This window comes from Brucella sp. NBRC 14130, from assembly GCF_040371715.1.
GTDB classification, from domain to species: Bacteria; Pseudomonadota; Alphaproteobacteria; order Rhizobiales; family Rhizobiaceae; genus Brucella; species Brucella intermedia.
The window spans coordinates 196,062-221,922 of sequence record NZ_BAABTE010000006.1 but is presented as its reverse complement, the minus strand read 5'-3'; the positions used below and the strand labels follow the sequence as shown (position 1 = coordinate 221,922).

Sequence of the window (25,861 nt, the reverse complement as noted above, 5' to 3'; positions counted from 1 at the left end):
TGCACGCCCCGTAACCAATGTGATTAATTCGAAATTTTTTTACGAAGATGTTCGAGAAAAGTCACGCAAAGCCCGGCTATCAGCGCCCAGAAGGCGGAGCCGATGCCGAAAAATGCCATGCCGGAGGCTGTCACAGCAAAGGTTATGGTCGCCGCAAGCCGCTCCTGTTCATCCTTGAGCGCCAATGACATCGCATTGATGAAAGGGCCTGTCAGCGCCAGACCGGCAACAAGGGCGATGAGTGTCACCGGCAATACGGCGAAGATCGCGACCAGTGATGCCCCGAAAAGGGCAAACACCACATAGATCGCGGCATAGACCGGGCCGGTGAGCCAGCGCCTGGAGGCATCGGGATGCGCGTCTGGATTGGTGCAAAGCGCTGCCGAAATCGCGGCAAGGTTGGTGGTCGACGCGCCGAATGGAGCCGTCAGCAGGGAAAACAGGCCGGTTACGCGCAGGCAGGCGCTGGTCGGCGGCTCATAGCCGGAAGCGCGCAGCACGGCGAAACCCGGCAGGTTCTGCGAAGCCATGGTCACCAGATAGAGCGGGATCGCAATGCCGACCATCGCGCCCATGTGGAACTCGGGCCAGATGAGGGTGAGCGTGGAAATCTCGGGCGCGGGCAGGGCGGGCGACCGCCCCGTGACCAGAGCAAAGACCATGCCGATGACCAGAACGGCAATGACGGCGAGCGACGGATTGAACAGGCGGATGACGAAGAACAGCGCCACCAGTGGCAGAACGAACACCGGATCGCCGGGCACGGTCTTGGCGGCGGCAATGACGAAACTGAGCAGCACGCCTGCTAGCATGCCCGACGCAACGGAAGCCGGGATGCGCGAAACGAGCACCGACAACTGGCGGATAAGCCCGGTGGCGACGAGCGCCAGTGCAGTCACGATGAATGCGCCGACTGCTTCCGGCATGCTGAAACCGGCGCTGGCTCCGATGAGCGCCAGGCCCGGTGTGGACCAGGCTGCGATGATCGGCATCTTGTAGCGGATGCTGAGCCAGGCGGATGAGGCAGCAATCGCAAGGCATATCGCCGTGACCCAGCTTGCGGTTTCGGCCTGTGTGGCGCCCAGCACCTGCGCGGCCGCAATGATGAGCGCCAGCGTGCCGCCGAAGCCGACAATGGCTGCGACCGCGGAGGAAGCGAAAACCGAAAACCGCATAACTGTGCTCCGTTACGATTTTTCGCCGATGCGTTCCGCCAGACCGGACACGGTGCGGATGAGGAGATCGAGATCCTGCGGTCGTGACAGGCGATGGTCGCCATCGCGCACCAGCGTCAGGGTCACGTCGTCGACGGGCAGGTGTTCCACCAGCGTCAGCGCGTGCCTGTAGGGAACATCCGGGTCCTGCATGCCCTGCAGGATGTGGACCGGACAGCCGGTCTCAATGATGCCGTTGAGAACCAGGTTCTTTCGTCCGTCCTCGATCAAGGCGCGGGTATAGATATAGGGATTGGGCGAATATTCGGAGGGTTCTTCGAAATAGCCTTTTTCCTGAAGATCGTTTTTCTGCGCTTCGGAAAGCGTGGGTTCAACGAGCACGGCTGTAAAATCAGGAGCGGGTGCTACCAGCACGATCCCGGCGGGCGGGTTGCCTTCCTTCATGAGTTCCTGCGCCATGCGCAGCGCAATCCAGCCCCCCATGGAAGAGCCGACCAGAATCTGCGGACCTTTGGCATATTTGCGATAGACGGCGAGGCTTTCGTTCAGCCAGCGCGAGATGGTGCCCTGATTGAAATCGCCGCCGGAGGAGCCGTGGCCGGAATAATCGTGGCGTAAGGCGCTGTGCCCGGTCTCCGCCGCCCATTCGTCGAGAACGACAGCCTTGGTGCCCAGCATATCCGAACGATAGCCGCCGAGCCAGACGACACCCGGAGACTTGCTTCCGGCTCTGTGATGCAGCGCGATTTTCGCTCCGTCCACGTCGATGAATTCCGGCCCCGCAACGTTCATGTCAGATCTCCTCGATTTGCCGGATTGTTTTGGCATGTTCGGAAAAGAGAGAAAACCCGCCATCTGAAGCGAGGCCCTTGAAATGACGGCAAATGTGACCGATATGCCGCTTGTCCGCCGCGAAATGATGATAAAAAGAACGTTTATCACGCGGGGGTGATTTTTCCTGACAAAGATGCTATTGACTTCGCCGCCTGCTTGACGACATTTCCGCGATCAACTGCGGTTTGATCGGGGACATGCCGTCTGGCAGCAAGCATCCGACCGCATGAGACGTAACAATTAGGAGATAACGACCATTCGCCGACCCTTTAGAGCGACGCCGGTTCAGAAAGACGGACCGCGCTCCAACCGTGATATCCGGGTTCCCCGGGTTCAGCTTATCGATGCCGAAGGCCAGAACCATGGTGACGTTTCCATTCAGGAAGCGCTGGCCATGGCGGAAGAAGCCGGTCTCGATCTCGTTGAGATCGTGCCGAATGCCGAGCCTCCGGTTTGCAAGATCGTCGACCTCGGCAAGCTGAAGTATCAGAATCAGAAAAAGGCCGCCGAAGCGCGCAAGAAGCAGAAAACGGTTGAAATCAAGGAAATCAAGATGCGACCGAACATCGACACCCATGACTATGAGGTGAAGATGAAGGCTGCTCAGCGTTTCTTTGAGGAAGGCGACAAGGTCAAGGTTACCTTGCGTTTCCGCGGACGCGAAATGGCGCACCAGGAACTTGGCATGAAGCTTTTGCAGCGCGTCAAGGAAGACACTGTTGAAATTGCCAAGGTCGAGTCCGAGCCGAAGCTTGAAGGCCGTCAGATGATGATGGTTCTCGCTCCGCGCTGAACATTTCGAAATGCCTTGGAAAAGCCGCCTTCGGGCGGCTTTTCATTTCCCCGGACAATTTTGGGATCATGGAACGCAATGAAGACTTTGGGCGAACTGGGGAAATATCAACAGCGGCGGCGTTTTGCGATCGGTGCGGTCATCGTGCTTCTGGTGGTGGCGCTGCTTTTCGTAGGCTCGCGGTCGACCGGGCATTTTCATGAATATATCGAGGCTTTCGGGCTCAGCCTGATCGTTGCAGCCATTATCGGCCGCATGTGGTGCACGCTCTATATCGGCGGGCGCAAGAGCGCGGAAATCGTGCAGAGCGGTCCCTATTCGGTCACGCGCAATCCGCTCTATGTCTTCAGCAGCATCGGTGCGATGGGTATTGGCGCGCAGACCGGCAGTCTCACCATCGCCATCACTTTCGGCGTGCTTTGCTACCTCGCTTTCTCGGTCGTCATCCGGACGGAAGAGAAGTTCCTGAAGCAGAATTTCGGCAAGCCCTATGAAGCCTATTGCGCCAGTGTTCCGCGATTCTTTCCGAATCCTTCGCTTTTTCGTGACGACAAGGAACTGATCGTCCGCCCCGACCGGCTTTACCGCACGTTCACGGATGGTCTGGTGTTTTTCGTCGCCTATCCGTTTTTCGAGTTCGTGGAATATTTGCAGGACACCAATGTCCTGCCGGTGCTTCTGCATCTTTATTGACGTCCGGAGTGCGATTCAGCCCAATTCGGGCATTGCGTTTTGCGGTCTTTGAGCCTATAAGGCCGCGTTCGAACCGCCCGGCAGGGCATGCCGTGGCGGTTTCGTATGCTTTTCGGGCTTGGTCAGTCCGGAAGTGAAAACAGAGTTCCGGTCGGTCGCAGATACCGATGCCGCTTGAAGCACGAGGCGTGGAGTGCCGCAGGCACGACGGGGACTAAACAAAGGAGTAGCAAAATGCCCAAGATGAAGACCAAATCGGCCGCCAAGAAGCGGTTCAAGATCACCGGCACCGGCAAAATCAAGGCCGCAGCTGCTGGTAAGCGTCATGGCATGATCAAGCGTTCGAACAAGTTCATTCGCGATGCACGCGGCACCATGGTTCTCGCCGATGCCGATGCAAAGATCGTGAAGCAGTTCCTGCCGAACGGCCTCTAAGATTAGTCTGAGAAGGAGATCATAACATGGCACGCGTAAAACGCGGCGTTACCGCCCACGCAAAGCACAAGAAGGTTCTGGATCAGGCTGCTGGTTTCCGTGGCCGTCGCAAGAACACCATCCGCACCGCCAAGGCTGCAGTTGACCGTTCGAAGCAGTATGCTTACCGCGACCGCAAGAACCGCAAGCGCTCGTTCCGCGCTCTCTGGATCCAGCGCATCAACGCTGCTGTCCGCGAGCAGGGCCTGACCTACGGCCGTTTCATCGACGGTCTTGCCAAGGCTGGCATCGAGATCGACCGCAAGGTCCTGTCCGATATCGCAATCCACGAACCGGATGCGTTCGGTGCGCTGGTTGCATCGGCAAAGAAGGCTCTCGAGTACCTCAAGAACACCGAGACGCCGAACGCTTTTGAAGGCGCTGTCCGCTAAGCCAGCCGCCTTTCCCAAGCAGTATCGATAAATTTGGGGACCCGCGCTGGCTCGGCTGGCGCGGGTTTTCCCTTTTGGGGAGTTCAAACCGGACATGAAGGATGAACCGGGCAAGCTGCGACTGGATCTGGATGCGGACGATCTCCGCAGCCTGCTGGTTCTGCTCGTCCAAAGCCAGGGCAAGCGCATTTCCAGCGCTGTCATCGGCGGCCATCGTGTCTGGATCAAACGCTATGATGCCGAAAGGCGCCCGCTCCCGAAGCGTCTGCACAGCCTGATTTCGCCGCTTCTTCCATACCCCTTCCTGCGCAGCCCGAAGGATGTCGGAGAAGCAGGCATGGCCGATCGCGAAGAGCGCAAGATGAGTGCTTTCCTGCAGGCTGGCTTCCAGGTGCCAAGGATCGTCTACCGCCATGGAGCGGTGATGGTTTTGAGCGATGTTGCGCCGATCATCCAGGATCGGCTCGACCATCTGCGCCATGATGACCCGCAAGGACATGACGCGCTTCTCATCCATTGCGCGCGTGCGTTGGCTGACGCGCATGCGGTCGGGCTTTGCCACGGGCGTCCGCACCCGCGCGATTTCTTCGAGAAGAACGGCGTTGCCGGTTTTCTGGATTTCGAAGAGGAGCCGGAGACGGTCATGCCGCTTGCCGCCGCGCAGGCGCGCGATGTCTGGCTGCTGTTCTTCCAGATCACCGCGCAGGCGCGCCTTGCAGAGACGCCGCAACAGGCATTCGCAGCTTACCGGACGGTAGCACCGGGAGCAGTGCTTCCGGAATTGAAGAAAATCGTCGGATTTTTCCGATTTACCATCGCGCCGTTGCGGCTGTTCCGCCGCATTTTTCTTGGCGGCGACGGAAGACGGCTACTGCAGGCGATGGAATTTTTTGACGCAAATCTTGATGCGTCTCACCAATCAGGTCAAAGAGAGTAACGACAAGGCTTCTTTGGCTGCAAAGCAAAATATGTGGAGCGCCAAGGCGCGACAGGGATTGAACCAAGAGGCGTGGAGCGCCGCAGGCGCGACAGGGATTTAAACAATGAGTGATCTAGAACAACTCGAACGGCAGATTCTCGAAGACATCGCGGCGGCGGCTGACGAGCCGGCGATTGAAGCCGTGCGTGTCGCGGCCCTGGGCAAGAAGGGCTCGGTTTCGGAAAAGCTGAAGACGCTGGGCAGCATGACGCCGGAGGAACGCCAGGCGCAGGGGCCGGCCATCAACGGCTTGAAGAACCGGGTCACCGAGGCGCTGACGGAGCGCAAGACGGAACTGCGCCGTCAGGCGATTGCAGCGCGCCTTGAGCGCGAAAAGGTCGATGTAACGCTGCCTGTGCGTGAAAGCGCTGCGTCGCGCGGCCGCATTCATCCGATCTCGCAGGTGATCGACGAGATCACGGCAATCTTCGCCGATATGGGGTTCTCGATTGCCGAAGGCCCGGATATCGAAACCGACTATTACAATTTCACCGCGCTGAACTTCCCCGAAGGCCATCCGGCGCGTGAAATGCACGACACGTTCTTCTTCAATGCGGACGAGAAAGGCGAGCGCAAACTTCTGCGCACGCATACCTCGCCGGTGCAGGTGCACACGATGGAGAAGTTTGCTGCGATCCGCGACAAGGAAGGCCGCGACGAGCCGATCCGCATCGTCATCCCCGGCAAGACTTACCGCATGGATTCCGACGCGACCCATTCGCCGATGTTCCATCAGGTGGAGGGGCTAGTGGTCGACAAGTCGGCGAATGTCGCCAACATGAAGTGGGTTCTGGAAGAGTTCTGCAAGGCCTTCTTTGAAGTGCCTTCGGTGAAGATGCGCATGCGCCCGAGCTTCTTCCCTTTCACCGAGCCATCGGTTGAAGTGGACATCCAGTGCGACCGTTCCGGCCCGCATGTGAAGTTCGGCGAAGGCAATGACTGGCTCGAAATTCTGGGCTGCGGCATGGTGCATCCCAATGTGCTGCGCGCTTCCGGCTATGACCCGGACGTTTATCAGGGCTTTGCCTGGGGCATGGGGATCGACCGCATCGCAATGCTGAAATACGGCATGCCTGATCTGCGCGCCTTCTTCGACGCCGATGTGCGCTGGATCGAACATTACGGTTTCCGTCCGCTCGACATTCCGACGCTTTTCGGCGGACTGAGCGCATGATGCAACTGCCCGAACCTTATCGCGATGCCGTGACCTTCGCCTTTGGCGATTCGCCGGAACTCGCCGATGAGCTGCTTGCGCTGGTGCTCGCGGGTCGGAAGACCGCGACCTGTGCCGCGCTTGCCTCATTCGGGGAAGACGGCGAGCCGATGCCGGTCATCGGACGTCGCGATGTGGTTCTGGACGGTCGGGGCCGCCCTGCCGTGGTGATAGAAACCGTCGAACTGACGGTCCGCCGCTTTGATGAAGTTGATGCCGCGTTTGCGGAAGATGAGGGGGAAGGCCCACTGGATGACTGGCGAAAAGGGCACGAAGCCTATTTTCGCCGCAACGGCGGCTTCTCTCCGGACATGAAATTGCTTTGCGAGCGCTTTCGCGTGGTCGAAGTGCTCAAACGCTGAAATTTAGGAAAGAACACGATCATGAAATTCACGCTTTCCTGGCTCAAGGATCACCTTGAAACCGATGCGACACTGGACGAAATCGTCGAGAAACTGACCGATATCGGTCTGGAAGTGGAATCGGTCGATGACCGCGCAGCTTTCAAGGCCTTCAAGATCGCCAGGGTTTTGACGGCAGTCCAGCATCCGGATGCCGACAAGCTGCGCGTGCTTTCCGTCGATGCGGGCGACGGCAAGCCGGTTCAGGTGGTCTGCGGTGCCCCCAATGCACGGGCCGGTCTGGTCGGTGTTCTGGGCCGTCCGGGCGACTATGTTCCCGGCCTGGATGTCACGCTTTCCGTCGGCAAGATTCGCGGTGTTGAAAGCTTCGGCATGATGTGTTCCGAGCGCGAGCTGGAGCTTTCCGACGAACACAATGGCATCATCGACTTGGCCGAGGATGCTCCGGTCGGCACCAGCTTTGCGACCTATGCCGGGCTGGACGATGCGGTGATCGAGATTGGCCTGACGCCAAACCGCGCAGACTGCACCGGCATTCATGGCATCGCACGCGATCTTGCAGCGGCCGGTCTCGGCACGCTCAAGAACACGCTGCCGGAAGTCGTGAAGGGCGAGGGCGAAACCCCGGTCAAGGTCATTCTGGATCAGGATGCGGAGCACCCGTTCTGCACCGGCTTCGCGCTGCGCATGGTCAAGGGCGTCAAGAATGGCCCAAGCCCGAAATGGATGCAGCAGCGTCTCAAGGCGATTGGTCTGCGTCCGATCAATGCGCTGGTGGACATCACCAATTACGTGACCTTCGATCAGGGCCGTCCGCTGCATGTCTTCGATGCGGCCAAGGTCAAGGGCAATCTGACGGTGCGTGCTGCGAAGGATGGCGAAACCATTCTTGGTCTCGACCAGCGGGAATATAAGTTCAAGCCCGGCATGTATGTGATTGCCGATGAAAACGGCCCCGAATCGATTGCCGGCATCATGGGCGGCGAACATTCGGGCTGTGATGAGAACACCACCGATGTGCTGATCGAGTCCGCTCTGTGGGACCCGCGCATGATCGCGCGCACGGGTCGCGAACTCGGCATCGTTACCGATGCGCGCTATCGCTTCGAGCGTGGCGTCGATCCGGAAATGATGGTGCCCGGAGCAGAAATCGCGACCAGGATGGTGCTGGAACTGTGCGGCGGCGAGCCAACGGTTCTCGATGTTGTCGGCTATGGCAAGCCGGAGCCGCGCGTGGTCGATTTCCCGGTGTCGGAAGTCAAGCGCCTGACGGGCATCGACGTGCCCTACGAAACGTCGCTCGATATTCTGAAGCGCCTGGGCTTCGGGGTCGAAGGCGATGGGAAGGTCATCAAGGCAATTGTTCCGTCATGGCGCGGCGATGTGGAAGGCAAGGCCGACCTCGTTGAAGAAGTCATGCGCATTCACGGCATCAACCGGATCGACCCACAGCCGCTGCCAAGCCATGGCGCGGTCAACGGCCGTATCCTGACGACATTGCAGATCAGGACGCGTCATGCCCGCCGCATGCTCGCCTCGCGCGGCATGATGGAAGCTGTGACCTATTCCTTCATTTCTGAAGCGCAGGCGAAGGCGTTTGGCGGCGGTAAGCCGGAACTGAAGCTGGCGAACCCGATCGCGGCCGATATGTCGGACATGCGCCCGTCGCTGCTGCCGGGGTTGCTTGCCGCTGCCCAGCGCAACGCAGATCGCGGTTTTGGCGATACGGCGCTGTTCGAGGTCTCAGGCATCTATGAAGGCGACACCTCGGATAGCCAGCGTCGCGTTGCGGGTGGCGTGCGTCGCGGTACGGCCAAGGTCGACGGCTCGGGCCGTTTCTGGGCCGGCAATGCCGCGCCCGTCGGCGTGTTCGACGCCAAGGCCGACGCGCTCGCAGCACTGGAGGCCGCCGGTGCGCCGGTAGATCGCATCCAGATCGAGGTTGGCGGTCCCGAATGGTTCCATCCGGGCCGCTCGGGTACGCTGAAACTCGGGCCCAAGGTCGTGCTTGGTTATTTCGGCGAGTTCCATCCGGATACGCTGGAAGCGCTCGATGTTTCGGGCGCGCTTTGCGGCTTCGAAGTCTATATCGACGCGATCCCTGAGCCGAAGGCTAAATCCACACGCACCAAGCCTGCGCTCAACCTCTCGCAGTTCCAGAGCCTCAAGCGCGATTTCGCGTTCGTGGTGGATGCAGACGTGGAGGCGGGCAATGTCGTGAAGGCAGTCTCGACTGCCGACAAGAAGCTGATTGTCGGCGTTCAGGTCTTTGACGTGTTCACGGGTGCATCGCTCGGCGAAGGCAAGAAGTCTATTGCGGTCGAAGTGCTGTTGCAGCCGCAAGACCGCACATTGACGGATGAAGATCTGGAAGCGCTGTCGAAACAGGTTGTGGCAAGCGTTGCCAAACAGACCGGCGGCGTTCTTCGCGGGTAAAACCGCCATGTGATGAAGTTGAAAGCGCCAGCCCCGATGAATTCGGGCTGGCGCTTTTTGCATTCGGAAATATGATCGTGGAATTATGCAATAAATTTTTTTGAGTTTATAATTGCCGGAAAAGGATAGATATGCGCTATTTTCAGGCCGTATTCATTTTGTTTTTATTTTCTCTTTCTGGGTTGTCTTTCAGTACGGCGTCCCCACAATCAAGGCTGGATGAAATCATGGCCCGCGGTGTGCTGAAAGTTGGCACACCGGGCGATTACAGCCCGTTCAGCTTCAGGGACCCGAAGACCGGAGCGTTCACCGGACTTGATATTGATCAGGCCCAAAGTCTGGCAAAGGCTCTGGGTGCGCGTCTGGAAATCGTCGAAACATCCTGGCCGACACTCACGCAGGATTTTCGCGACGACAAGTTCGACATCGCGATGGGTGGTGTTTCCATCACGCTGGAGCGGCAGAAGATCGGTTTGTTTTCCCGTCCCTATGTGGAGGATGGGAAGGCCCCGATTGCACGCTGCGCCGACAAGGATAAATTCAGGACAATTGCCGAGATCGATAAGCCCGGCGTCAAGGTTATCGCCAATCCGGGCGGAACGAATTCGATCTTCGTCCACGACAATATCAAACAGGCGCAAATCATCCCGTGGAAGGACAATAAGAGCATCTTTGATGCGCTTGCCGCCGGAGAGGGCGATGTGATGATTACCGACGGCGCGGAAACGTACTATCAGCAGAAGCAGCATCCCGGCATTCTATGCGCTGTTGATGTGGAGAAGCCATTCAACCATATCGACAAGGCTTACTGGATACAGCGCGATCCATACTGGGCCGCATTCGTCGACCAGTGGATCGACTTGTCAAAAAGGGATGGCAGCTTTGATGCGATCCGTGACAAGTGGCTCAACTGACGAGATTAGAGCATTTCCAGCAAAACTGTGAAACGTCTACGCGGGGAAATCAGTTCACTGGACTGATTTCTTATCCCGCTTCGATGCGTTGGATAATGCGATAAAACAAACAGTTAGAGCGGTTCCGGCGATTGTGTCAGAACAGGAACCGCTCTAGGCTTGCCGCTCACACGGGTGGGAATGGCCATCAATGCCATATCGATGATCTTTTGTACCGCGGCGCGCGAATTGCCGTCGCGGGCTTCAAAAGAAATGCTCTGCTGGATCATGTGATAGAATTCGGTCATCTGCACGATATCGGCGTCGGCTGGCAGGTCGCCCGCGGCTGCCGCTTGCTGCAGGCGGTTTGAAAGCCGCTCGTGATTGGCGTGACGGATGGCCTGGAGAAATTCCTTCACAGGCACATTCTCCGGTTTGCACTGGATCGAGCAGACGCTGATCATGCAGCCGCCCGCCGGGCAGGCAAAGGCGCTGTCGGCGGATTTCTCCAGCCATTGGCGCAGGCCGTCATGAATGGTGGGCGCATTTTCAAGCGCGTCGAAAGGGACGGCACCGATGGTGCGGCGATAATAGTCGACAGCTTCACGGAATGCCTGCTCCTTGTTGCCGAAGGCGGCATAGAAGCTTGGCGGCGTGATGCCGATGGCGGTCGTGAAATCGTTGATCTGGGCGCAGTCATAGCCCTTGGCCCAGAAAACCTTCATCACCTTGTCCAGCGCCGCATCACGGTCGAAGCTGCGCGGACGTCCGCGTGGAACCATTTTTCTCCCTTTCTATAATCATCCTTATATAATTCTCTTGACCCCTTCGGGCAAGTCGATATTAATTATGTAATCAATACTATATAAATAGGATTCGTCCCATGAACGATACGTGCGATTCTGCCCTGGCGGCGGAAGGGGTCCCTGCGTCCGCGCAAAAGGCACGGGCAATCCCGCTCGTCGTCTATTGTCTCAGTCTCGGCGTTTTTGCGCTCACGACTTCCGAACTCATGATTTCGGGAATGCTGCCCTCCCTTCAGGTGGCGTTCGACCGTTCCATTGCCGATATCGGCAATCTCATCTCGCTTTACGCGCTGGGCATGATGATCGGCGGGCCGCTGGTAACGATATTGTTTCTGGCGCTGAAGATCGAGAACAAGCGCGGGCTCCTGCTTTTGCTGGTCTTTTATGCCGCCGCGCAAAGTGTAGCCGCTTCCACAAGCAGTTTTCAGGTTCTGCTGATCGCGCGTGTGCTGACCGGGATGGCTGCGGCAACGAGCTTCGGGCTGATGCTTGCCATCACGGCGCAGCTTGTCGGACCGGAACTGCGCGGGCGCGCTTCCTCGCTCGTCTTCGCAGGCCTCATGCTTTGCACCGTCTTCGGCGTCCCCATCGCAACGGCAATCACCAATGCGTTCGGCTGGAGGGCGAGCTTCTGGGCCATTGTTGTTCTGATCCTCGCCTGTGCGCTCGTCATTGCAATCAAGATCGAATCTTCACCCGATGCGCCGCAGGCCGATCTGCGTTCCGAACTGAAGGAAATGCGCAAGCCGAAACTCTGGGCCGCCTACGCCACAAGCGCGCTGGTCATCGGTTCTTCCTTCGCCGTCTACAGCTATCTGTCGCCGATCACGGTGCAGCTTGCAGGTTTCTCGGCCATGCAGGTGCCATTGCTGCTTGCCGTTTACGGCGGCGCCAATATCGTCGGCAATTATGTCACCGGGCGCTTTGCGGATCGCCACACGATCCCGACTATCGCCATCGGCCTCGTTCTGATGCTGTCTGCCATGCTGATTTTTGCGCTTTTCGCAGAATTGAAGCCCGCTGCAATTCTCGCCATTGTGATGATCGGCCTGACGGGCATTGCCCTCAACCCCGCCTTCATTGCGCGGGTGATGCGGATCGCTCATCCCGGAGCGCTGGTGAACGCGATGCATGCATCGGTCATCAATATCGGTCTCGGGCTCGGGCCGTGGATCGGCGGACAGGCGATGGAGGCCGGCTATGGCCTGCATGCGCCGCTGTGGGTGGGCTTCGCCATGACGCTGGGCGGTCTTCTGACGCTCGCTCCACCAGCCTTGCGCCGGATGTAAGGAGGAAGGGAGCCCGTGGGGCTCCCTTTTTGTTTGGGGCATCCAATCAGAGGCCGGTCAGCGCAAGCTGGTGTTCGTTGTAACGCTCGCCTGCAATCAGGTTCGGCGTGGACACTTCGTCCAGGCGTTGCAGCTCTTCCGGCGTCAGCACAACTTCGACGGCTTTCACATTGTCTTCCAGATGGCGGATTTTGCGCACGCCGGGGATTGGCACGATGAAATCCCCCCGGCTCAATACCCAAGCCAGCGCCAGTTGTGCCGGCGTGACCTGCTTTTCCTGCGCGATCTCCACGATGCGATCCACCTGCCGGTTGTTGGCTTCCAGATTGCCCGGCTGGAAACGCGGCAGCGTCTTGCGGAAATCGTCTTCTGCAAGGTCCGACTGCGAGCGCACCGTGCCGGTCAGCATGCCGCGCCCGAGCGGGCTATAGGGGACGAAACCAATACCGAGTTCGCGACAGACCGGCAGAACACCATCTTCCGGATCGCGAGCCCATAGCGAATATTCGCTTTGCAGCGCGGCGATGGGATGGACCGCATGCGCGTGGCGCAGCGTGGAGGCGCTCGCTTCGGAAAGACCGATCGCCCGAATCTTCCCCTGATCGATGAGGTCCTTCAAGGTGCCGACCACATCTTCGATCGGCACGGACGGGTCGACGCGGTGCTGGTAGAACAGGTCAATCACATCGATACCGAGCCGCTTCAGGGAAGCCTCGGCCACGTCGCGAATATGTTGGGGACGGCTATCGACACCCTTCATCTGCCCGTCTTCGATCCTGAAGCCGAACTTCGTTGCAATCGTCACCCGCTCCCTGAAGGGCTTCAGCGCCTTGCCGACGAGTTTCTCGTTCTCGAACGGGCCATAGACCTCCGCCGTATCGAAAAAAGTCACGCCGAGATCGACGGCGCGGTGCAGTGTGCGGATCGCGTCCTGCTCGTCCTGTCCGCCATAGGCATAGGTCATTCCCATGCAGCCGAAACCAAGGGCGGAAACGCTCAATTGCGGGCCGAGTTTGCGCTGTTGCATTGTAGTTCCTTTCGAATGACTGATTGAAAGTACTGAAATTTGTGCGGGAAATCGGGAGGCGAACCGGCTGGAGACACATTCGGGGCGGCTGCAGTCCGGAGGGATCATGCCGTGAACCATAAAACAGGGCGATCAGTTCGATAATACCGATTTATTTTCACGGGTTGTTCTGTAATTTATAACAATGAATCGAAGCCAACTGTCACAGCTTGCCGTTCTTGCTGCCGTTGCCGCGCATGGAAGTTTTCGCGGCGCGGCGCGGGAACTGGCGATTGCCCCCTCTGCCGTCAGCCATGCGGTGGCCACGCTGGAGGACAGTCTGGGCGTGCGCCTTCTGGCGCGCACGACGCGCAGCGTCGCGCCAACGGAGGCGGGCCGTCGGCTTCTGGAGCGGCTTGCGCCCGCGCTGGCGGAAATCGATCAGGCGCTGGGCGCGGCGCTGGAAACCAAGGACCGCCCGGCGGGGATCCTGCGCATTTCCTCCCCGCTCGTCGCCACGCAGTTGATACTTGCGCCTCGCCTTGGTGAATTCGCCCGGCTCTATCCCGACATCACTCTGGACCTGCGCATTGACAACGCCTTCACCGATATCGTCGCTGCCGGTTTCGATGCGGGTGTGCGGCTTGGCGAAAATCTGGAAGCCGACATGATCGCGGTGCGACTCGGCGGCCCGCAGCGTGGCGCCGTGGTGGGATCGCCCGCCTATTTCGAAGCCCGTCCGGCCCCTTCGCATCCGCGCGATCTGGCGCGGCACCGCTGTTTGCGTCAGCGCTTTCCGGGAGGGCGGCTCTATCGCTGGGAGTTCGAGAAGAACGGTCAGATCGTGGAAATCGGCGTCGAAGGGCCGTTGATCGCCAACGACAACGGCATACTGCTCGAGGCGGCGCTCGCCGGTGCGGGACTGGTCTGGCTGTTCGAGGACTATACGCGGGATTTTCTGGCCGAGGGTCGGCTGGTCCGGGTTCTGGAAGACTGGTGCGCGCCCTTCGAGGGTTTCCACCTTTATTATCCAAGCCGCCGCCAGATGCGCCCGGCCTTGCGCGCATTCATCGACTTTTATCGCCATGGAACAGGAACCGACAGATGAACACGCTGCCGGAGCATCTGCGCTACGCTGGTCTCTCGCCTTCACAGCAGCGGAATGTCTTTTCGCATATGGTGCTGGAAAGTCCGATGCTGGCGGACGCGCTGCATCGGCTGCAAGACCTGGGCGTAAAGGCGTCCGGGTCCTGGCTCGTCTCGGGCGCGCTCTACAACACCATCTGGAACCGGCTGACCGGACGGCCCAACCTGCATGGAATCAAGGATCTCGACATCATCTATTTCGACGGCGGCGATCTTTCCTGGGAAGCGGAGGATGCGGTTATCGCACGGGGCGCCGAGGTCTTTCGCGGGTTTCCGCTTCCCGTCGAGATACGCAATCAGGCACGGGTGCATCTGTGGTTCGAAAAGCGTTTCGGACAGCCTTATCCGCCGCTTCGTTCCGCGACCGAATCCATAGAGCGTTATTCGACGATCGCCCATTGCGTAGGGGCAAGGCTGGCCAAAGACGGCGAGACGGCAGAGGATGGGCTCAACATCCACGCTCCTTTCGGTCTCGACGATATTTTTTCGTTTCGCATTCGGCCCAATCGTGCCATCGATAACCGCGAAACGCATGAAATCAAGGCGGCCCGCGCGCTGCAATTCTGGCCGGAACTGACCGTTCAGGGCTGGGACGCGCCAGAGTGAATTCATAAGAACGAGGGAATTGCATGTTTCGTTGGGGTATTCTTTCCACCGCCAGGATCGGTGTCACGCAGGTGATTCCCGCACTTTGCGCGTCCGAAAATGGCGTCGTTCATGCCATCGCAAGCCGTGATCAGTCACGTGCCCGATCGGTTGCCGACCGCTTTGGTGCGCCGCTGGCATTCGGTTCCTATGAGGAGCTCCTCGCAAGCGACGCCGTCGACGGCGTCTATATTCCGCTGCCGACTTCGCAGCATATCGAATGGAGCCGCAAGGCAGCCGAAGCGGGCAAGCATGTCCTGTGCGAAAAGCCGATTGCGCTCAAGGCCGACGATATCGACCAGCTCATCGCGGCCCGGGACAAGCATCAGGTCACGATAGCCGAAGCCTTCATGGTCTATTACCATCCCCAGTGGATCAAGCTGCGCGAACTTTTGGCCGAAGGCGCCATCGGCAGGCTCCGCCATGTGCAGGGTGTCTTTTCCTACTTCAACGTCGATCCAGACAATATGCGCAACCAGCCGGAACTGGGCGGCGGTGCTCTGCCGGACATCGGCGTCTATCCGACCGTCGTCACCCGTATGGTCACTGGTCAGGAACCGCTGTCGGTCCAGGCGTCGGTGGAATATGATCCCGCCTTCGGCACCGACCGCTATGCCAATGTTTCGGCCCGTTTCGACGGCTTCGATCTGACCTTCTACGTCGCGACGCAGCTTGCAGGACGCCAGACAATGGTTTTCCATGGCGACAAGGGTTTCATCGAAGTCTATGCGCCGTTCAATACCGGTAAATATGGCCACGGCAGCATCGCGCTTTTCGATGCCGGACACACACGAGCCAGCGAATGGTCGTTCGGTGATGTCAATCATTACCAGCTTCAGGCCGAAAGCTTTGTGCGGGCCGCACGCGGCGATGGGGATGCGCGGCTGTTCTCGCTCGAAAATTCCAGTGCGAACCAGAAATTCATCGACGCGATCTATCGTGCGGGCAAAACCGGCGGGAGCGAGACAGTCCGTTGATCCTGTAAGGAATATCGGGCAAGGAATCTGTCTTTGTCCGGTTCTTGTGACTTGCAGTGAAAAACCGCGTTTCTTATATACGCCTCGCACAGGGCATTGATGTGCGTCTGGAAACCGGGACCGGTATCCGGATATGCATCGTGAAAAGAGCATTGTGAAACCGATAGGAACCGCCCATGGAACGCTCGGTAGAGGTCTTGGCGGTTTGCTGAATGGAGAGAAATATGGCTAAAGTTATTGGTATCGATCTGGGAACGACCAACTCCTGCGTATCCGTCATGGACGGCAAGAACGCGAAGGTCATCGAAAATGCCGAAGGTGCGCGTACAACCCCTTCGATCGTTGCATTCAGCGATAGTGACGAACGTCTCATCGGCCAGCCTGCAAAGCGTCAGGCCGTCACCAATCCGGAAGGTACCATTTTTGCGGTCAAGCGCCTGATCGGCCGCCGCTTTGACGACCCGATGGTCGCCAAGGACAAGGACCTGGTTCCATACCAGATCGTCAAGGGCGACAATGGCGATGCCTGGGTTGAAGTCCACGGCAAGAAATATTCCCCGTCGCAGGTCTCCGCGATGATCCTTCAGAAGATGAAGGAAACCGCTGAATCCTATCTCGGCGAAACGGTCACGCAGGCGGTCATCACCGTTCCGGCCTACTTCAACGACGCTCAGCGCCAGGCAACCAAGGATGCCGGCAAGATCGCCGGTCTTGAAGTGCTGCGCATCATCAACGAACCGACTGCGGCAGCGCTTGCTTACGGTCTGGACAAGAACGATGGCAAGACCATCGCTGTCTACGACCTTGGCGGCGGCACCTTCGACGTGTCGGTTCTTGAAATTGGCGATGGCGTCTTTGAAGTGAAGTCGACCAACGGCGACACCTTCCTCGGCGGTGAAGACTTTGACATGCGTCTGGTCGAATACCTCGTTTCCGAGTTCAAGAAGGAAAGCGGCATCGACCTCAAGAACGACAAGCTCGCTCTGCAGCGCCTCAAGGAAGCTGCCGAAAAGGCCAAGATCGAACTGTCGTCCTCGCAGCAGACCGAAGTGAACCTGCCGTTCATCACGGCGGATGCCACCGGTCCGAAGCACCTTGCCATCAAGCTGTCGCGCGCCAAGTTCGAAAGCCTGGTCGACGATCTCGTCCAGCGCACCATCGAGCCTTGCAAGGCTGCGCTGAAGGATGCCGGTCTCAAGGCTGGCGAAATCGACGAGGTTATTCTGGTCGGCGGCATGACCCGTATGCCGAAGATCCAGGAAGTCGTTAAGGCCTTCTTCGGCAAGGAACCGCACAAGGGCGTCAATCCTGACGAAGTCGTCGCCATGGGCGCGGCAATTCAGGCCGGCGTTCTACAGGGCGACGTCAAGGACGTTCTGCTACTCGACGTGACCCCGCTTTCGCTCGGCATCGAAACGCTGGGCGGCGTGTTCACCCGTCTGATCGACCGCAACACCACGATCCCGACCAAGAAGTCGCAGACCTTCTCCACCGCCGAAGACAACCAGTCGGCCGTGACGATCCGCGTCTTCCAGGGCGAGCGTGAAATGGCTGCCGACAACAAGATGCTCGGCCAGTTCGACCTCGTCGGCATTCCGCCCGCACCGCGTGGCGTGCCGCAGATCGAAGTGACCTTCGACATCGACGCCAACGGCATCGTCAACGTTACGGCCAAGGACAAGGGCACCGGCAAGGAACACCAGATCCGCATTCAGGCATCCGGTGGTCTGAGCGATGCCGACATCGAAAAGATGGTCAAGGACGCCGAGGCGAATGCCGAAGCCGACAAGAAGCGCCGCGAGGCAGTGGAAGCCAAGAACCAGGGCGAAAGCCTCGTTCACTCGACCGAAAAATCGCTGAGCGAATATGGTGACAAGGTTTCGGCTGACGACAAGAAGGCCATTGAGGATGCGCTTGCAAGCCTCAAGACCGCGCTCGAGGGCGATGATGCCGACGACATCAAGGCCAAGACCCAGACGCTCGCCGAAGCTTCCATGAAGCTCGGTCAGGCCATGTATGAGGCCGCTCAGGCTGCTGAAACCGGTGCTGCCGGCGGTAGCGAAGAGAAGGCTTCAAACGACGATGTTGTCGACGCCGATTATGAAGAAATCGATGACGACAAGAAGAAGTCGTAATTTCAGGCTTAATACGCTCAAGCCCGGGGTTTGCCCCGGGCTTTTGCCAATTTTCGAGATGTTCATATTCGCAGGTTTTGTATAAGCCTGCATGTTGGCCGGTGTCGGTGGAATACCGATGGAAATATCGGGCAAAGTCTCCATTTGAAAAATCGCTCTGGCCTGCATACATCTTGAAAAGCACGAGACGGTTTCGGGCAAAGTGGGTGTTGATACTGAAACCCGGAGTGCTCCTCCGACATATGGGTCGGGAAAGGCACTTCGATTGATGAACAATTGGAAACGCTGGCCCCTGACAAGTGTTGAACGCTTCGGGGCGTGTCGCACGAATCTGGGGACCGGTTTCGGGATACGATGTCCGTGAAAGCAAAAGGCGCGTTCCTGTCGCCGGGATAACGAACTGATGAAGATCGACTACTACGAAGCTCTGGGTGTTGAAAGAACAGCAGACGACAAGACGCTGAAGACAGCCTTTCGCAAACTCGCCATGGAATATCATCCGGATCGCAATCCGGATAATCCGGAAGCTGAACGCAAGTTCAAGGAAATCGGCGAGGCTTACGAAACGCTGAAGGACCCGCAGAAGCGTGCCGCATATGACCGGTTTGGCCACGCAGCCTTTGAAAATGGCGGCATGGGCGGCGGTTTCGGCAACGGTTTTACCGGCGGTGGCGGCTTTGCCGATATCTTCGAGGACATTTTTGGCGAGATGATGGGCGGCGGTCGCCGTCGCTCCAATGGCGGACGCGAACGCGGCGCCGATCTTCGCTACAATATGGAAGTGACGCTGGAAGAAGCCTATGCGGGCAAGACCGCGCAGATCCGCGTTCCGACGTCCATCACCTGTGACGAGTGCTCCGGTTCCGGCGCGAAGGCCGGTTCACAGCCGACCACCTGTACCATGTGTTCGGGTTCGGGGCGCGTCCGCGCTGCCCAGGGCTTTTTCTCGGTCGAGCGCACCTGCCCGACCTGTAACGGCCGCGGGCAGATCATCAAGGACCCGTGCGGCAAGTGCCACGGCCAGGGCCGCGTCACGCAGGAACGTTCGCTGTCGGTCAATATTCCGGCAGGCATCGAGGATGGTACGCGTATCCGTTTGGCCGGTGAAGGCGAAGCTGGCATGCGCGGCGGCCCGTCGGGCGATCTCTACATTTTCCTTTCAGTCAAGCCGCATGAGTTTTTCCAGCGCGACGGCTCGGACCTCTACTGCAAGGTGCCGATCTCGATGACGACGGCAGCGCTCGGCGGCCAGTTCGAAGTGTCGACGCTCGACGGCACCCAGACGCGGGTCAAGGTTCCGGAAGGCACGCAGAACGGCAAGCAGTTCCGCCTCAAGGGCAAGGGCATGCCGGTCCTGCGGCAGGCAGCCGTCGGCGATCTTTATATACAGATCGACATCGAGACGCCGCAGAACCTGTCCAAGCGTCAGCGCGAACTGCTCGAAGAGTTCGAAAAACTTTCCTCGCAGGAGAATAGCCCGAAATCAGCCGGGTTTTTCTCAAGGATGAAAGAATTCTTCGAAGGTATCGGAGAATAGAAATGGGAGCCTTTCGGCTCCCTTTTTTGTTCTTTTCCTTATTCACGCCTTGCTTAGGGAATTCAAAGCGGCATAAACTTGTCCAATAACGACAATGGGAGCAGCGAGAATGGCAGGACAGCTCGGCAGGAAACTGGCCGCTAAGTTCGATGAGGAGATTCGTTTTTTCAAGGGATGGATAGACGGGCCGAAAGCTGTCGGCGCCATCCTGCCCACGAGTTCCGTTACCGCGCGCCGCATGGCGAGCGTCATCGACACCGGTTCCGGCCTTCCGGTTCTTGAACTTGGACCGGGTACGGGCGTCATCACCAAGGCGATCCTGAAACAGGGCGTGAAACCTGCCGACCTTTATTCCATCGAATATTCGCAGGACTTCGTGGATCACCTGAATACGATCTTTCCGGAGGTCAACATCATTCAGGGTGATGCATTCGATCTTGACAGCGCGCTGGGCGAGAAGAAGGACCAGAAATTCGACTGCATTATTTCTGCCGTGCCGATGCTCAATTTCCCGATGGACCGGCGCATCCAGCTCGTTGAAAGCCTGCTTTCGCGCATTCCGCGTGGACGGCCCCTGATGCAGATCACCTATGGTCCCTTGCCGCCGGTTCCCGCCGGCCGCGGCAATTATACCGTTCAGCACTATGATTTCGTGGTGCGGAACGTGCCGCCGGCGCAGCTCTGGGTTTATCGCAGCCCACTGGTGTAAATTCTCGCGAGGCTTTCATGACTGCACGTATTCTCGTCTTCGCGGGTTCGGTTCGTATCGGCGCTTTTTCCGGACATATGGCTGATGCAGCCGAAAAGGAGTTGCGGATGCAGGGGGCTGAGGTCACACGCATCACGCTCGCCGACTATCCGCTGCCGATCATGGATCAGAACCTGGAAAAGGAACATGGCGTTCCCGAGAATGCGATGAGGCTCGGTCGTCTGTTTGCCCAGCATGACGGGCTGATGATCTGTTCGCCGGAATATAACGCCTCGATCCCGCCGCTTCTGAAAAACACCATCGATTGGGTCAGCCGCATCTCGAAGGATGGCGACCAACCATTCAGGCCTTATGCCGGTCTGACGGTGGGTCTCTGTTCGAGTTCCGACGGCGTGTTTGCGGGAATGCGAGGGCTTTATCACCTGCGCGCCGTGCTGATGAATGTCGGAGTGCAGATCGTCACGGAGCAATGCTCCGTCGGTCATGCATCCATGGCGTTCAATGAGGATGGAACGCTGAAAGAAGAGCGCAGCGCCAGGATGCTTTCTGCTGTCTGCCGCAGCCTCATCACGCGGGTGGAAGAAGCAAAAAGCTGATTCCATCTCTTTCGTAATGGGTCCTGTTGTGCGAAGAGAGTAAAAATCACCACGGAGACTCTCATGACGACGACAGATTTGCGCGATCAGCTGATCGTGGGCCTTGACGTGCCGACTATTACTGAGGCGGAGAAGGTAGTCGAAGAGTTGGGAGACGCCGTTTCCTTCTACAAGATCGGCTACCAGCTCGTATTCGCGGGCGGTCTCGATTTCGCAAAAAGCCTTGTCGCGGCGAAGAAAAAAGTCTTCCTCGACATGAAGCTCCTCGATATCGACAACACCATTGCGAAGGGCGTCGAAAATGTCGCGAAAATGGGCGTTTCCATGCTCACGCTTCATGCCTACCCGAAAGCGATGCGGGCAGCAGTGGAAGCCGCAAGGGGATCAAACCTCTGCCTCCTGGGCGTCACGGTTCTGACCTCAATGGACAATGCGGATCTGCGGGAAGCCGGATATTCCGACGATCCGGAAACGCTGGTGCTGAAGCGGGCCCGTCAGGCGCGCGAGGCGGGCATGGGCGGCATTGTCGCTTCTGCCGCCGAGGCTGGGGCCATCCGTCAGGCGGTCGGCCCGGACATGGCCATCGTCACGCCGGGCATTCGTCCAGCCGGTTCGGAAAAGGGCGACCAGAAACGGGTCATGACACCTGCCGATGCATTGAAAGCCGGAGCCAGCCATCTGGTCGTCGCACGCCCGATTGTCGGCGCGACTGATCGTAAAGCGGCGGCCCTTGCCATTCTGGAAGAAATGCGCTCGGTTGCGTGAAGGAGTTACTGGAGGAGAGAGCATGACCAAAGCTTACTGGATTGCCCGCGTGGACGTCCGTGATCCCGAGCGATACAAGGACTATGTGTCGACGGCGAAACCGGCATTTGAGCGTTATGGCGCAAATTTCATCGCACGCGGCGGCAAGGCTGAAGCCGTTGAAGGGCCGGGCCGCGCGCGCAATGTGATCATCGAATTCGAGACCATGCAGCACGCGCTCGATTGCTACAATTCTCCGGAATATCAGGCGGCGAAGGCGATCCGGCAGACAGTCGCCGATGGCGAGATCATCATCGTCGAAGGTGTTTAGATCAAAGGGCCCCAAGGGCCCTTTTTATTTGCTATTCAAAGCCGAACTGGCGGATCGTGCCGTCCGGCAACTGTGAGATCAAGCAGTAATACCTTTCCGGCATGGGGATCGGACCGGCGGGCCTCATCGTCCAGGCCTTCATGGGCGCTCGTCACGATCAGCGCCGTCGCATCCGGCCCGACAAAAGCTGGGCACGATGGCTGGCCCACAGGCAGTGGAACGGAGCGGATCAGGCGGCCTTGCGGTGAATAGGCATTGAGCGATCTGCCGCCCCAGCAGGCATTCCACAGCGTGCCTTCGGCATCAACAACCGAGCCATCGACACCGCCCTCTTCGGTTCGGTGGTGGAAGACGCTTTTGTCGGATACCGGCAATCCGGTTTCGGGGTCCGTATCAACCCGCCAGATGATGTTGCGATCCGTATCGGCAAAATAGGCGATCTGTCCGTCAGGGGAAAAGCAGATCGAATTGGTGATCGTGATGCCGGAAAACAGCTTTTTCACCTGACCTTCGCGATACCACCAGATGGAGCCTGCATCGGGTTCGGCTTTTTTGCCCATCGTGCCGATCCAGAACGATCCCGAAGGATGCACGCGCGCGTCGTTGGAGCGGGTGACTTCATTGTCTGCTTCAAGCGGGTGATGAAGGGTGAGGCGCCCATTGGCGCGCTCACGAATGAACAGGCCGTGTTCGCTGACGATCAACTGCCGGTCGCGGTCGATCACGGCGAGAGCGCTCGCTTTCATGCCGAGCGCATGGACGTGGGTTTCGCCGCTGTCCCAGTTCTTCTCGATCAGTTTCTGACCGAGAATGTCGAACCACCAGACATTTCCGCTCAAGGGATCATAGCCGGGGCCTTCGCCCAGTTCTGCTACATGGTCGGCGAACAGCGTAGTTCTAACAACGGTCACATTTTCCTCCCGAAACGCCAGCAGCGATTTGCAGCTACAGTGCCAGCATAGACAATGGAAGAAAACTGATCCAGTTCAGCTTCACACATTGAAAAGGCGCAAGCGCAGCCCACGCCGGATTGGGAGAAAGGACTATGTTGCCTGGTCATTCCGTTTTAGATTTCCCGCAACTTCGAATCGCGAGGAAATCATGGCTCTCAAAGTCGCGGTCCAGATGGACCATATCAGCACGTTGAATATCGCGGGCGATACCACATTCGCCCTTTCGCTCGAGGCGCAGAAGCGCGGTCATGAGCTTTACCATTATACGCCGGACCGGCTTTCAATGCGCGATGGCGTCGTATCCGCCCGCCTCGAAAAGATGGAAGTGCGCGACATCAAGGGTGATCACTATACGCTGGGCGAGCCAATTCGTCGCGACCTGTCGGAAATGGATGTGGTGCTTCTGCGTCAGGACCCGCCTTTCGACATGAACTATATCACCACCACTCATCTTCTGGAGCGGATTCACCCGAAGACATTAGTGGTCAACGACCCGGCATGGGTGCGCAACAGTCCCGAAAAAATCTTCGTGACGGAGTTTCCCGACCTCATGCCGGAAACGCTGATCACCAAGGACCCGCAGGAAGTCATGGATTTCCGTCGCGAGTTCGGCGACATCATCTTGAAGCCGCTTTACGGCAATGGCGGTGCTGGCGTGTTCCATCTGGCCGATGGCGATCGCAACCTGACCTCGCTTCTGGAAATGTTCGGTCAGCTGTTCAAGGAGCCGTTCATTGCGCAGCGCTATCTGAAGGACGTGCGTGCTGGCGACAAGCGCATTATCCTGATCGATGGCGAACCGGTAGGGGCAATCAATCGCGTGCCGTCGGAAACCGATGCCCGTTCCAACATGCATGTCGGTGGGCGTGCCGAACAGAGCAAGTTGACGCCGCGTGAACGCGAGATCTGCGAGCGCATTGGCCCATCGCTGAAAGAGCGCGGCTTCATTCTGGTCGGCATCGATGTGATCGGCGACTACATGACCGAGATCAACGTCACCTCGCCAACCGGCATCCGCGAAATCCAGCGTTTCGACGGAACCAACATTGCGGCCTTGTTCTGGGAGGCGGTGGAAGCCAAGCGGTAGGAACTGCCCTCACTTCGTTCTCTTATTGTTCTTGAATTCGCCGCTCGCTCGTGCTTAACTCTCTGAGTTGTATTTGGACTTTAACTCACTTGAGAGATGTGGTGCGTGGCGAGCGGGGGCACATGGTCGCGCGGGTTGGGACGGTTGCTTTTCAGGGCATAGAGGCTGTGCGTGTCGACGTGCAGGTGATGGTGGCGCCGGGCAAGATGGGCATGTCCATCGTCGGCCTGCCGGACAAGGCTGTGGCGGAAAGCCGGGAGCGGGTGCAGGCGGCCCTGCATGCTTCCGGCCTGTCCATGCCAACCAAGCGGGTGACGGTCAATCTGGCGCCTGCTGACCTGCCGAAAGAAGGGTCGCATTATGATTTGCCCATTGCCGTCGGGCTTATGGCGGCGATTGGCGCCATTCCAGCGGATGCGATCCAGTCCTATCTCGTTCTGGGTGAATTGTCGCTCGACGGTTCGATAACATCGGTGGCGGGTGTCCTGCCCGCTGCAATCGGCGCTAACCGGGAGGAGAAAGGGCTTATCTGCCCCCATTCCTGCGGTCCGGAGGCAGCATGGGCGGGGGCCGACATCGACATATTGGCACCGCGCAGCCTCATCGCCCTTGCCAACCACTTTCGCGGCACGCAGGTTTTGACCCGGCCCGAACCATCCATGCGGATTTCCGGTGAAACGGAACTCGATCTTGCCGACATAAAGGGGCAGGAGACCGCCAAGCGGGCGCTTGAAATCGCCGCCGCTGGCAACCATAATTTGCTGCTTGTGGGGCCGCCTGGATCAGGCAAATCCATGCTCGCCCAGCGATTGCCATCCATTCTGCCGCGTCTTTCTCCGCGCGAATTGCTGGACGTGTGGATGATCGCCTCGATTGCGGGTGAGCTTTCGGGCGGAAAACTGTCGGACCGTCGTCCGTTCCGCGCACCGCATCATTCGGCATCAATGGCGGCAATGGTTGGCGGCGGACTGCGCGCACGGCCCGGCGAAGTATCGCTTGCGCATAATGGCGTGCTGTTTCTGGATGAGTTTCCGGAATTCTCGCCGCAGGTGCTGGATTCGCTGCGCCAGCCGCTTGAAACCGGCGAATGTCTGATTGCCCGCGTCAATCACCGCACCAGCTATCCGGCGCGTTTTCAATTGATCGCCGCCATGAATCCCTGCCGTTGCGGCATGGCGGGCGAACCGGGGCATGTCTGCGCGCGCGGGCCGCGTTGTCAGGCTGATTATCAGGCCCGCATATCGGGCCCGCTTCTGGATCGTATCGATTTGCGGGTGGATATGCCCGCTGTCTCCGCCTTCGATCTCATCAAGCCGTCCCGCTCGGAAACAAGCGGGGCGGTCGCGCAACGCGTCGCCCGCGCCCGCGCAGTACAGAGCGAGCGCTATTCCGCGCTCGGTCTGGAACCCTCCATGACCAACGCCTATTGTTCGGCCAAACTGATAGAGGAGGTCGCGGAGCCGGATGCGGCAGGACTGAAGCTTTTGCGCGATGCGAGCGAGCAGATGCATTTTTCCGCCCGCGCCTATCATCGTATCCTGAAAGTGGCCCGCACGCTGGCGGATCTCGATGGAAGCGACAAGGTGGGTCGCATTCATCTGGCCAGTGCCATCTCCTACCGCATGGGCGCGGAAAGGCTGGTTCCAGCAGCCTGAC

26 protein-coding genes are annotated in these 25,861 nt (G+C 58.7%); 21 read left to right on the top strand and 5 right to left on the bottom strand.

Translation table 11 applies throughout. The annotated features are described in order from the left end of the window. Window positions 1-23 precede the first annotated feature (23 nt). A complete protein-coding gene (locus ABWW28_RS14575) occupies window positions 24-1,175 on the bottom strand; it encodes a benzoate/H(+) symporter BenE family transporter (RefSeq protein WP_021587581.1) in 1,152 nt (383 codons plus the stop codon). Between the two features lie 12 nt (window positions 1,176-1,187). Beyond that, window positions 1,188-1,967, bottom strand: a complete 780-nt coding sequence (locus ABWW28_RS14570; protein WP_031347134.1) for an alpha/beta hydrolase — start codon at window positions 1,965-1,967, stop codon at window positions 1,188-1,190. Between the two features lie 298 nt (window positions 1,968-2,265). Here ABWW28_RS14570 and infC point away from each other — a divergent pair, with 298 nt between their 5' ends. The 9 genes from infC to ABWW28_RS14525 all read left to right on the top strand — a co-directional run bounded on the left by infC (window position 2,266) and on the right by ABWW28_RS14525 (window position 10,265). Further along, the gene (gene infC / locus ABWW28_RS14565; protein ID WP_075041821.1) at window positions 2,266-2,802 is read left to right on the top strand and encodes a translation initiation factor IF-3; all 537 of its coding nucleotides are present in this window, start codon (window positions 2,266-2,268) and stop codon (window positions 2,800-2,802) included. A gap of 78 nt (window positions 2,803-2,880) precedes the next feature. After that, the gene (locus ABWW28_RS14560) at window positions 2,881-3,495 is read left to right on the top strand and encodes a methyltransferase family protein (protein WP_021587584.1); all 615 of its coding nucleotides are present in this window, start codon (window positions 2,881-2,883) and stop codon (window positions 3,493-3,495) included. 234 nt (window positions 3,496-3,729) lie between these two features. Next, window positions 3,730-3,930 carry a 50S ribosomal protein L35 gene (gene rpmI, locus ABWW28_RS14555; RefSeq protein WP_006473268.1) on the top strand — a complete coding sequence of 67 codons (201 nt, stop codon included), beginning with the start codon at window positions 3,730-3,732 and terminating at the stop codon, window positions 3,928-3,930. A 26-nt stretch (window positions 3,931-3,956) separates the two neighbouring features. After that, window positions 3,957-4,361, top strand: coding sequence for a 50S ribosomal protein L20 (rplT, locus tag ABWW28_RS14550; protein ID WP_006468099.1), 405 nt, complete (start codon window positions 3,957-3,959; stop codon window positions 4,359-4,361). A 94-nt stretch (window positions 4,362-4,455) separates the two neighbouring features. Continuing rightward, a complete protein-coding gene (locus ABWW28_RS14545; protein ID WP_021587585.1) occupies window positions 4,456-5,298 on the top strand; it encodes a BUD32 family EKC/KEOPS complex subunit in 843 nt (280 codons plus the stop codon). Between the two features lie 106 nt (window positions 5,299-5,404). Beyond that, entirely contained in the window at window positions 5,405-6,514 is a 1,110-nt protein-coding gene (gene pheS / locus ABWW28_RS14540; protein ID WP_021587586.1) for a phenylalanine--tRNA ligase subunit alpha, read from the top strand. After that, a complete protein-coding gene (locus ABWW28_RS14535; RefSeq protein ID WP_021587587.1) occupies window positions 6,511-6,915 on the top strand; it encodes an ASCH domain-containing protein in 405 nt (134 codons plus the stop codon). Before pheS ends, ABWW28_RS14535 begins: the two co-directional genes overlap by 4 nt. Before the next feature lie 21 nt (window positions 6,916-6,936). Further along, a complete protein-coding gene (gene pheT, locus ABWW28_RS14530; protein ID WP_176588066.1) occupies window positions 6,937-9,351 on the top strand; it encodes a phenylalanine--tRNA ligase subunit beta in 2,415 nt (804 codons plus the stop codon). Between the two features lie 227 nt (window positions 9,352-9,578). After that, window positions 9,579-10,265, top strand: coding sequence for a transporter substrate-binding domain-containing protein (locus ABWW28_RS14525; RefSeq protein WP_313010866.1), 687 nt, complete (start codon window positions 9,579-9,581; stop codon window positions 10,263-10,265). Window positions 10,266-10,378: 113 nt separating this feature from the next. Here the strand turns inward: ABWW28_RS14525 and ABWW28_RS14520 are convergent, their stop codons facing one another. Next, window positions 10,379-11,026 carry a TetR/AcrR family transcriptional regulator gene (locus ABWW28_RS14520; RefSeq protein ID WP_021587590.1) on the bottom strand — a complete coding sequence of 216 codons (648 nt, stop codon included), beginning with the start codon at window positions 11,024-11,026 and terminating at the stop codon, window positions 10,379-10,381. Between the two features lie 101 nt (window positions 11,027-11,127). Here ABWW28_RS14520 and ABWW28_RS14515 point away from each other — a divergent pair, with 101 nt between their 5' ends. Further along, window positions 11,128-12,339, top strand: coding sequence for an MFS transporter (locus tag ABWW28_RS14515; RefSeq protein ID WP_021587591.1), 1,212 nt, complete (start codon window positions 11,128-11,130; stop codon window positions 12,337-12,339). Between the two features lie 46 nt (window positions 12,340-12,385). On the opposite strand, the gene ABWW28_RS14510 is transcribed toward ABWW28_RS14515, so the two are convergent. Continuing rightward, window positions 12,386-13,366 carry an aldo/keto reductase gene (locus ABWW28_RS14510; protein ID WP_021587592.1) on the bottom strand — a complete coding sequence of 327 codons (981 nt, stop codon included), beginning with the start codon at window positions 13,364-13,366 and terminating at the stop codon, window positions 12,386-12,388. A gap of 184 nt (window positions 13,367-13,550) precedes the next feature. Between ABWW28_RS14510 and ABWW28_RS14505 the strand changes: the two genes are divergently transcribed. The 9 genes from ABWW28_RS14505 to ABWW28_RS14465 all read left to right on the top strand — a co-directional run bounded on the left by ABWW28_RS14505 (window position 13,551) and on the right by ABWW28_RS14465 (window position 22,165). Continuing rightward, window positions 13,551-14,453, top strand: a complete 903-nt coding sequence (locus ABWW28_RS14505) for a LysR family transcriptional regulator (protein ID WP_021587593.1) — start codon at window positions 13,551-13,553, stop codon at window positions 14,451-14,453. Beyond that, window positions 14,450-15,097, top strand: a complete 648-nt coding sequence (locus ABWW28_RS14500; protein WP_021587594.1) for a nucleotidyltransferase family protein — start codon at window positions 14,450-14,452, stop codon at window positions 15,095-15,097. The genes ABWW28_RS14505 and ABWW28_RS14500 overlap by 4 nt, the downstream gene beginning before the upstream one ends. 23 nt (window positions 15,098-15,120) lie before the next feature. Next, the gene (locus ABWW28_RS14495; protein ID WP_021587595.1) at window positions 15,121-16,113 is read left to right on the top strand and encodes a Gfo/Idh/MocA family protein; all 993 of its coding nucleotides are present in this window, start codon (window positions 15,121-15,123) and stop codon (window positions 16,111-16,113) included. 224 nt (window positions 16,114-16,337) lie between these two features. Continuing rightward, window positions 16,338-18,248 (top strand): molecular chaperone DnaK, encoded by a 1,911-nt coding sequence (dnaK, locus tag ABWW28_RS14490; protein ID WP_021587596.1) that lies wholly within the window; start codon window positions 16,338-16,340, stop codon window positions 18,246-18,248. 403 nt (window positions 18,249-18,651) lie between these two features. Beyond that, window positions 18,652-19,785, top strand: a complete 1,134-nt coding sequence (gene dnaJ / locus ABWW28_RS14485; protein WP_176588068.1) for a molecular chaperone DnaJ — start codon at window positions 18,652-18,654, stop codon at window positions 19,783-19,785. A 109-nt stretch (window positions 19,786-19,894) separates the two neighbouring features. Beyond that, window positions 19,895-20,494, top strand: a complete 600-nt coding sequence (gene pmtA, locus ABWW28_RS14480) for a phospholipid N-methyltransferase PmtA (protein ID WP_006472612.1) — start codon at window positions 19,895-19,897, stop codon at window positions 20,492-20,494. 17 nt (window positions 20,495-20,511) lie between these two features. Continuing rightward, window positions 20,512-21,090, top strand: coding sequence for an NADPH-dependent FMN reductase (locus ABWW28_RS14475; RefSeq protein WP_021587598.1), 579 nt, complete (start codon window positions 20,512-20,514; stop codon window positions 21,088-21,090). 63 nt (window positions 21,091-21,153) lie between these two features. Next, window positions 21,154-21,855 (top strand): orotidine-5'-phosphate decarboxylase, encoded by a 702-nt coding sequence (pyrF, locus tag ABWW28_RS14470; protein WP_021587599.1) that lies wholly within the window; start codon window positions 21,154-21,156, stop codon window positions 21,853-21,855. A 22-nt stretch (window positions 21,856-21,877) separates the two neighbouring features. Continuing rightward, entirely contained in the window at window positions 21,878-22,165 is a 288-nt protein-coding gene (locus tag ABWW28_RS14465) for a DUF1330 domain-containing protein (protein ID WP_006472613.1), read from the top strand. A 35-nt stretch (window positions 22,166-22,200) separates the two neighbouring features. Here ABWW28_RS14465 and ABWW28_RS14460 read toward each other — a convergent pair whose 3' ends face one another. After that, entirely contained in the window at window positions 22,201-23,076 is an 876-nt protein-coding gene (locus ABWW28_RS14460) for an SMP-30/gluconolactonase/LRE family protein (RefSeq protein ID WP_021587600.1), read from the bottom strand. Window positions 23,077-23,266: 190 nt separating this feature from the next. On the opposite strand from ABWW28_RS14460, the gene gshB reads away from it, so the two are divergent. Beyond that, entirely contained in the window at window positions 23,267-24,205 is a 939-nt protein-coding gene (gene gshB, locus ABWW28_RS14455; protein ID WP_021587601.1) for a glutathione synthase, read from the top strand. Window positions 24,206-24,327: 122 nt separating this feature from the next. Next, window positions 24,328-25,860 carry a YifB family Mg chelatase-like AAA ATPase gene (locus tag ABWW28_RS14450; protein WP_021587602.1) on the top strand — a complete coding sequence of 511 codons (1,533 nt, stop codon included), beginning with the start codon at window positions 24,328-24,330 and terminating at the stop codon, window positions 25,858-25,860. Window position 25,861 lies beyond the last annotated feature (1 nt).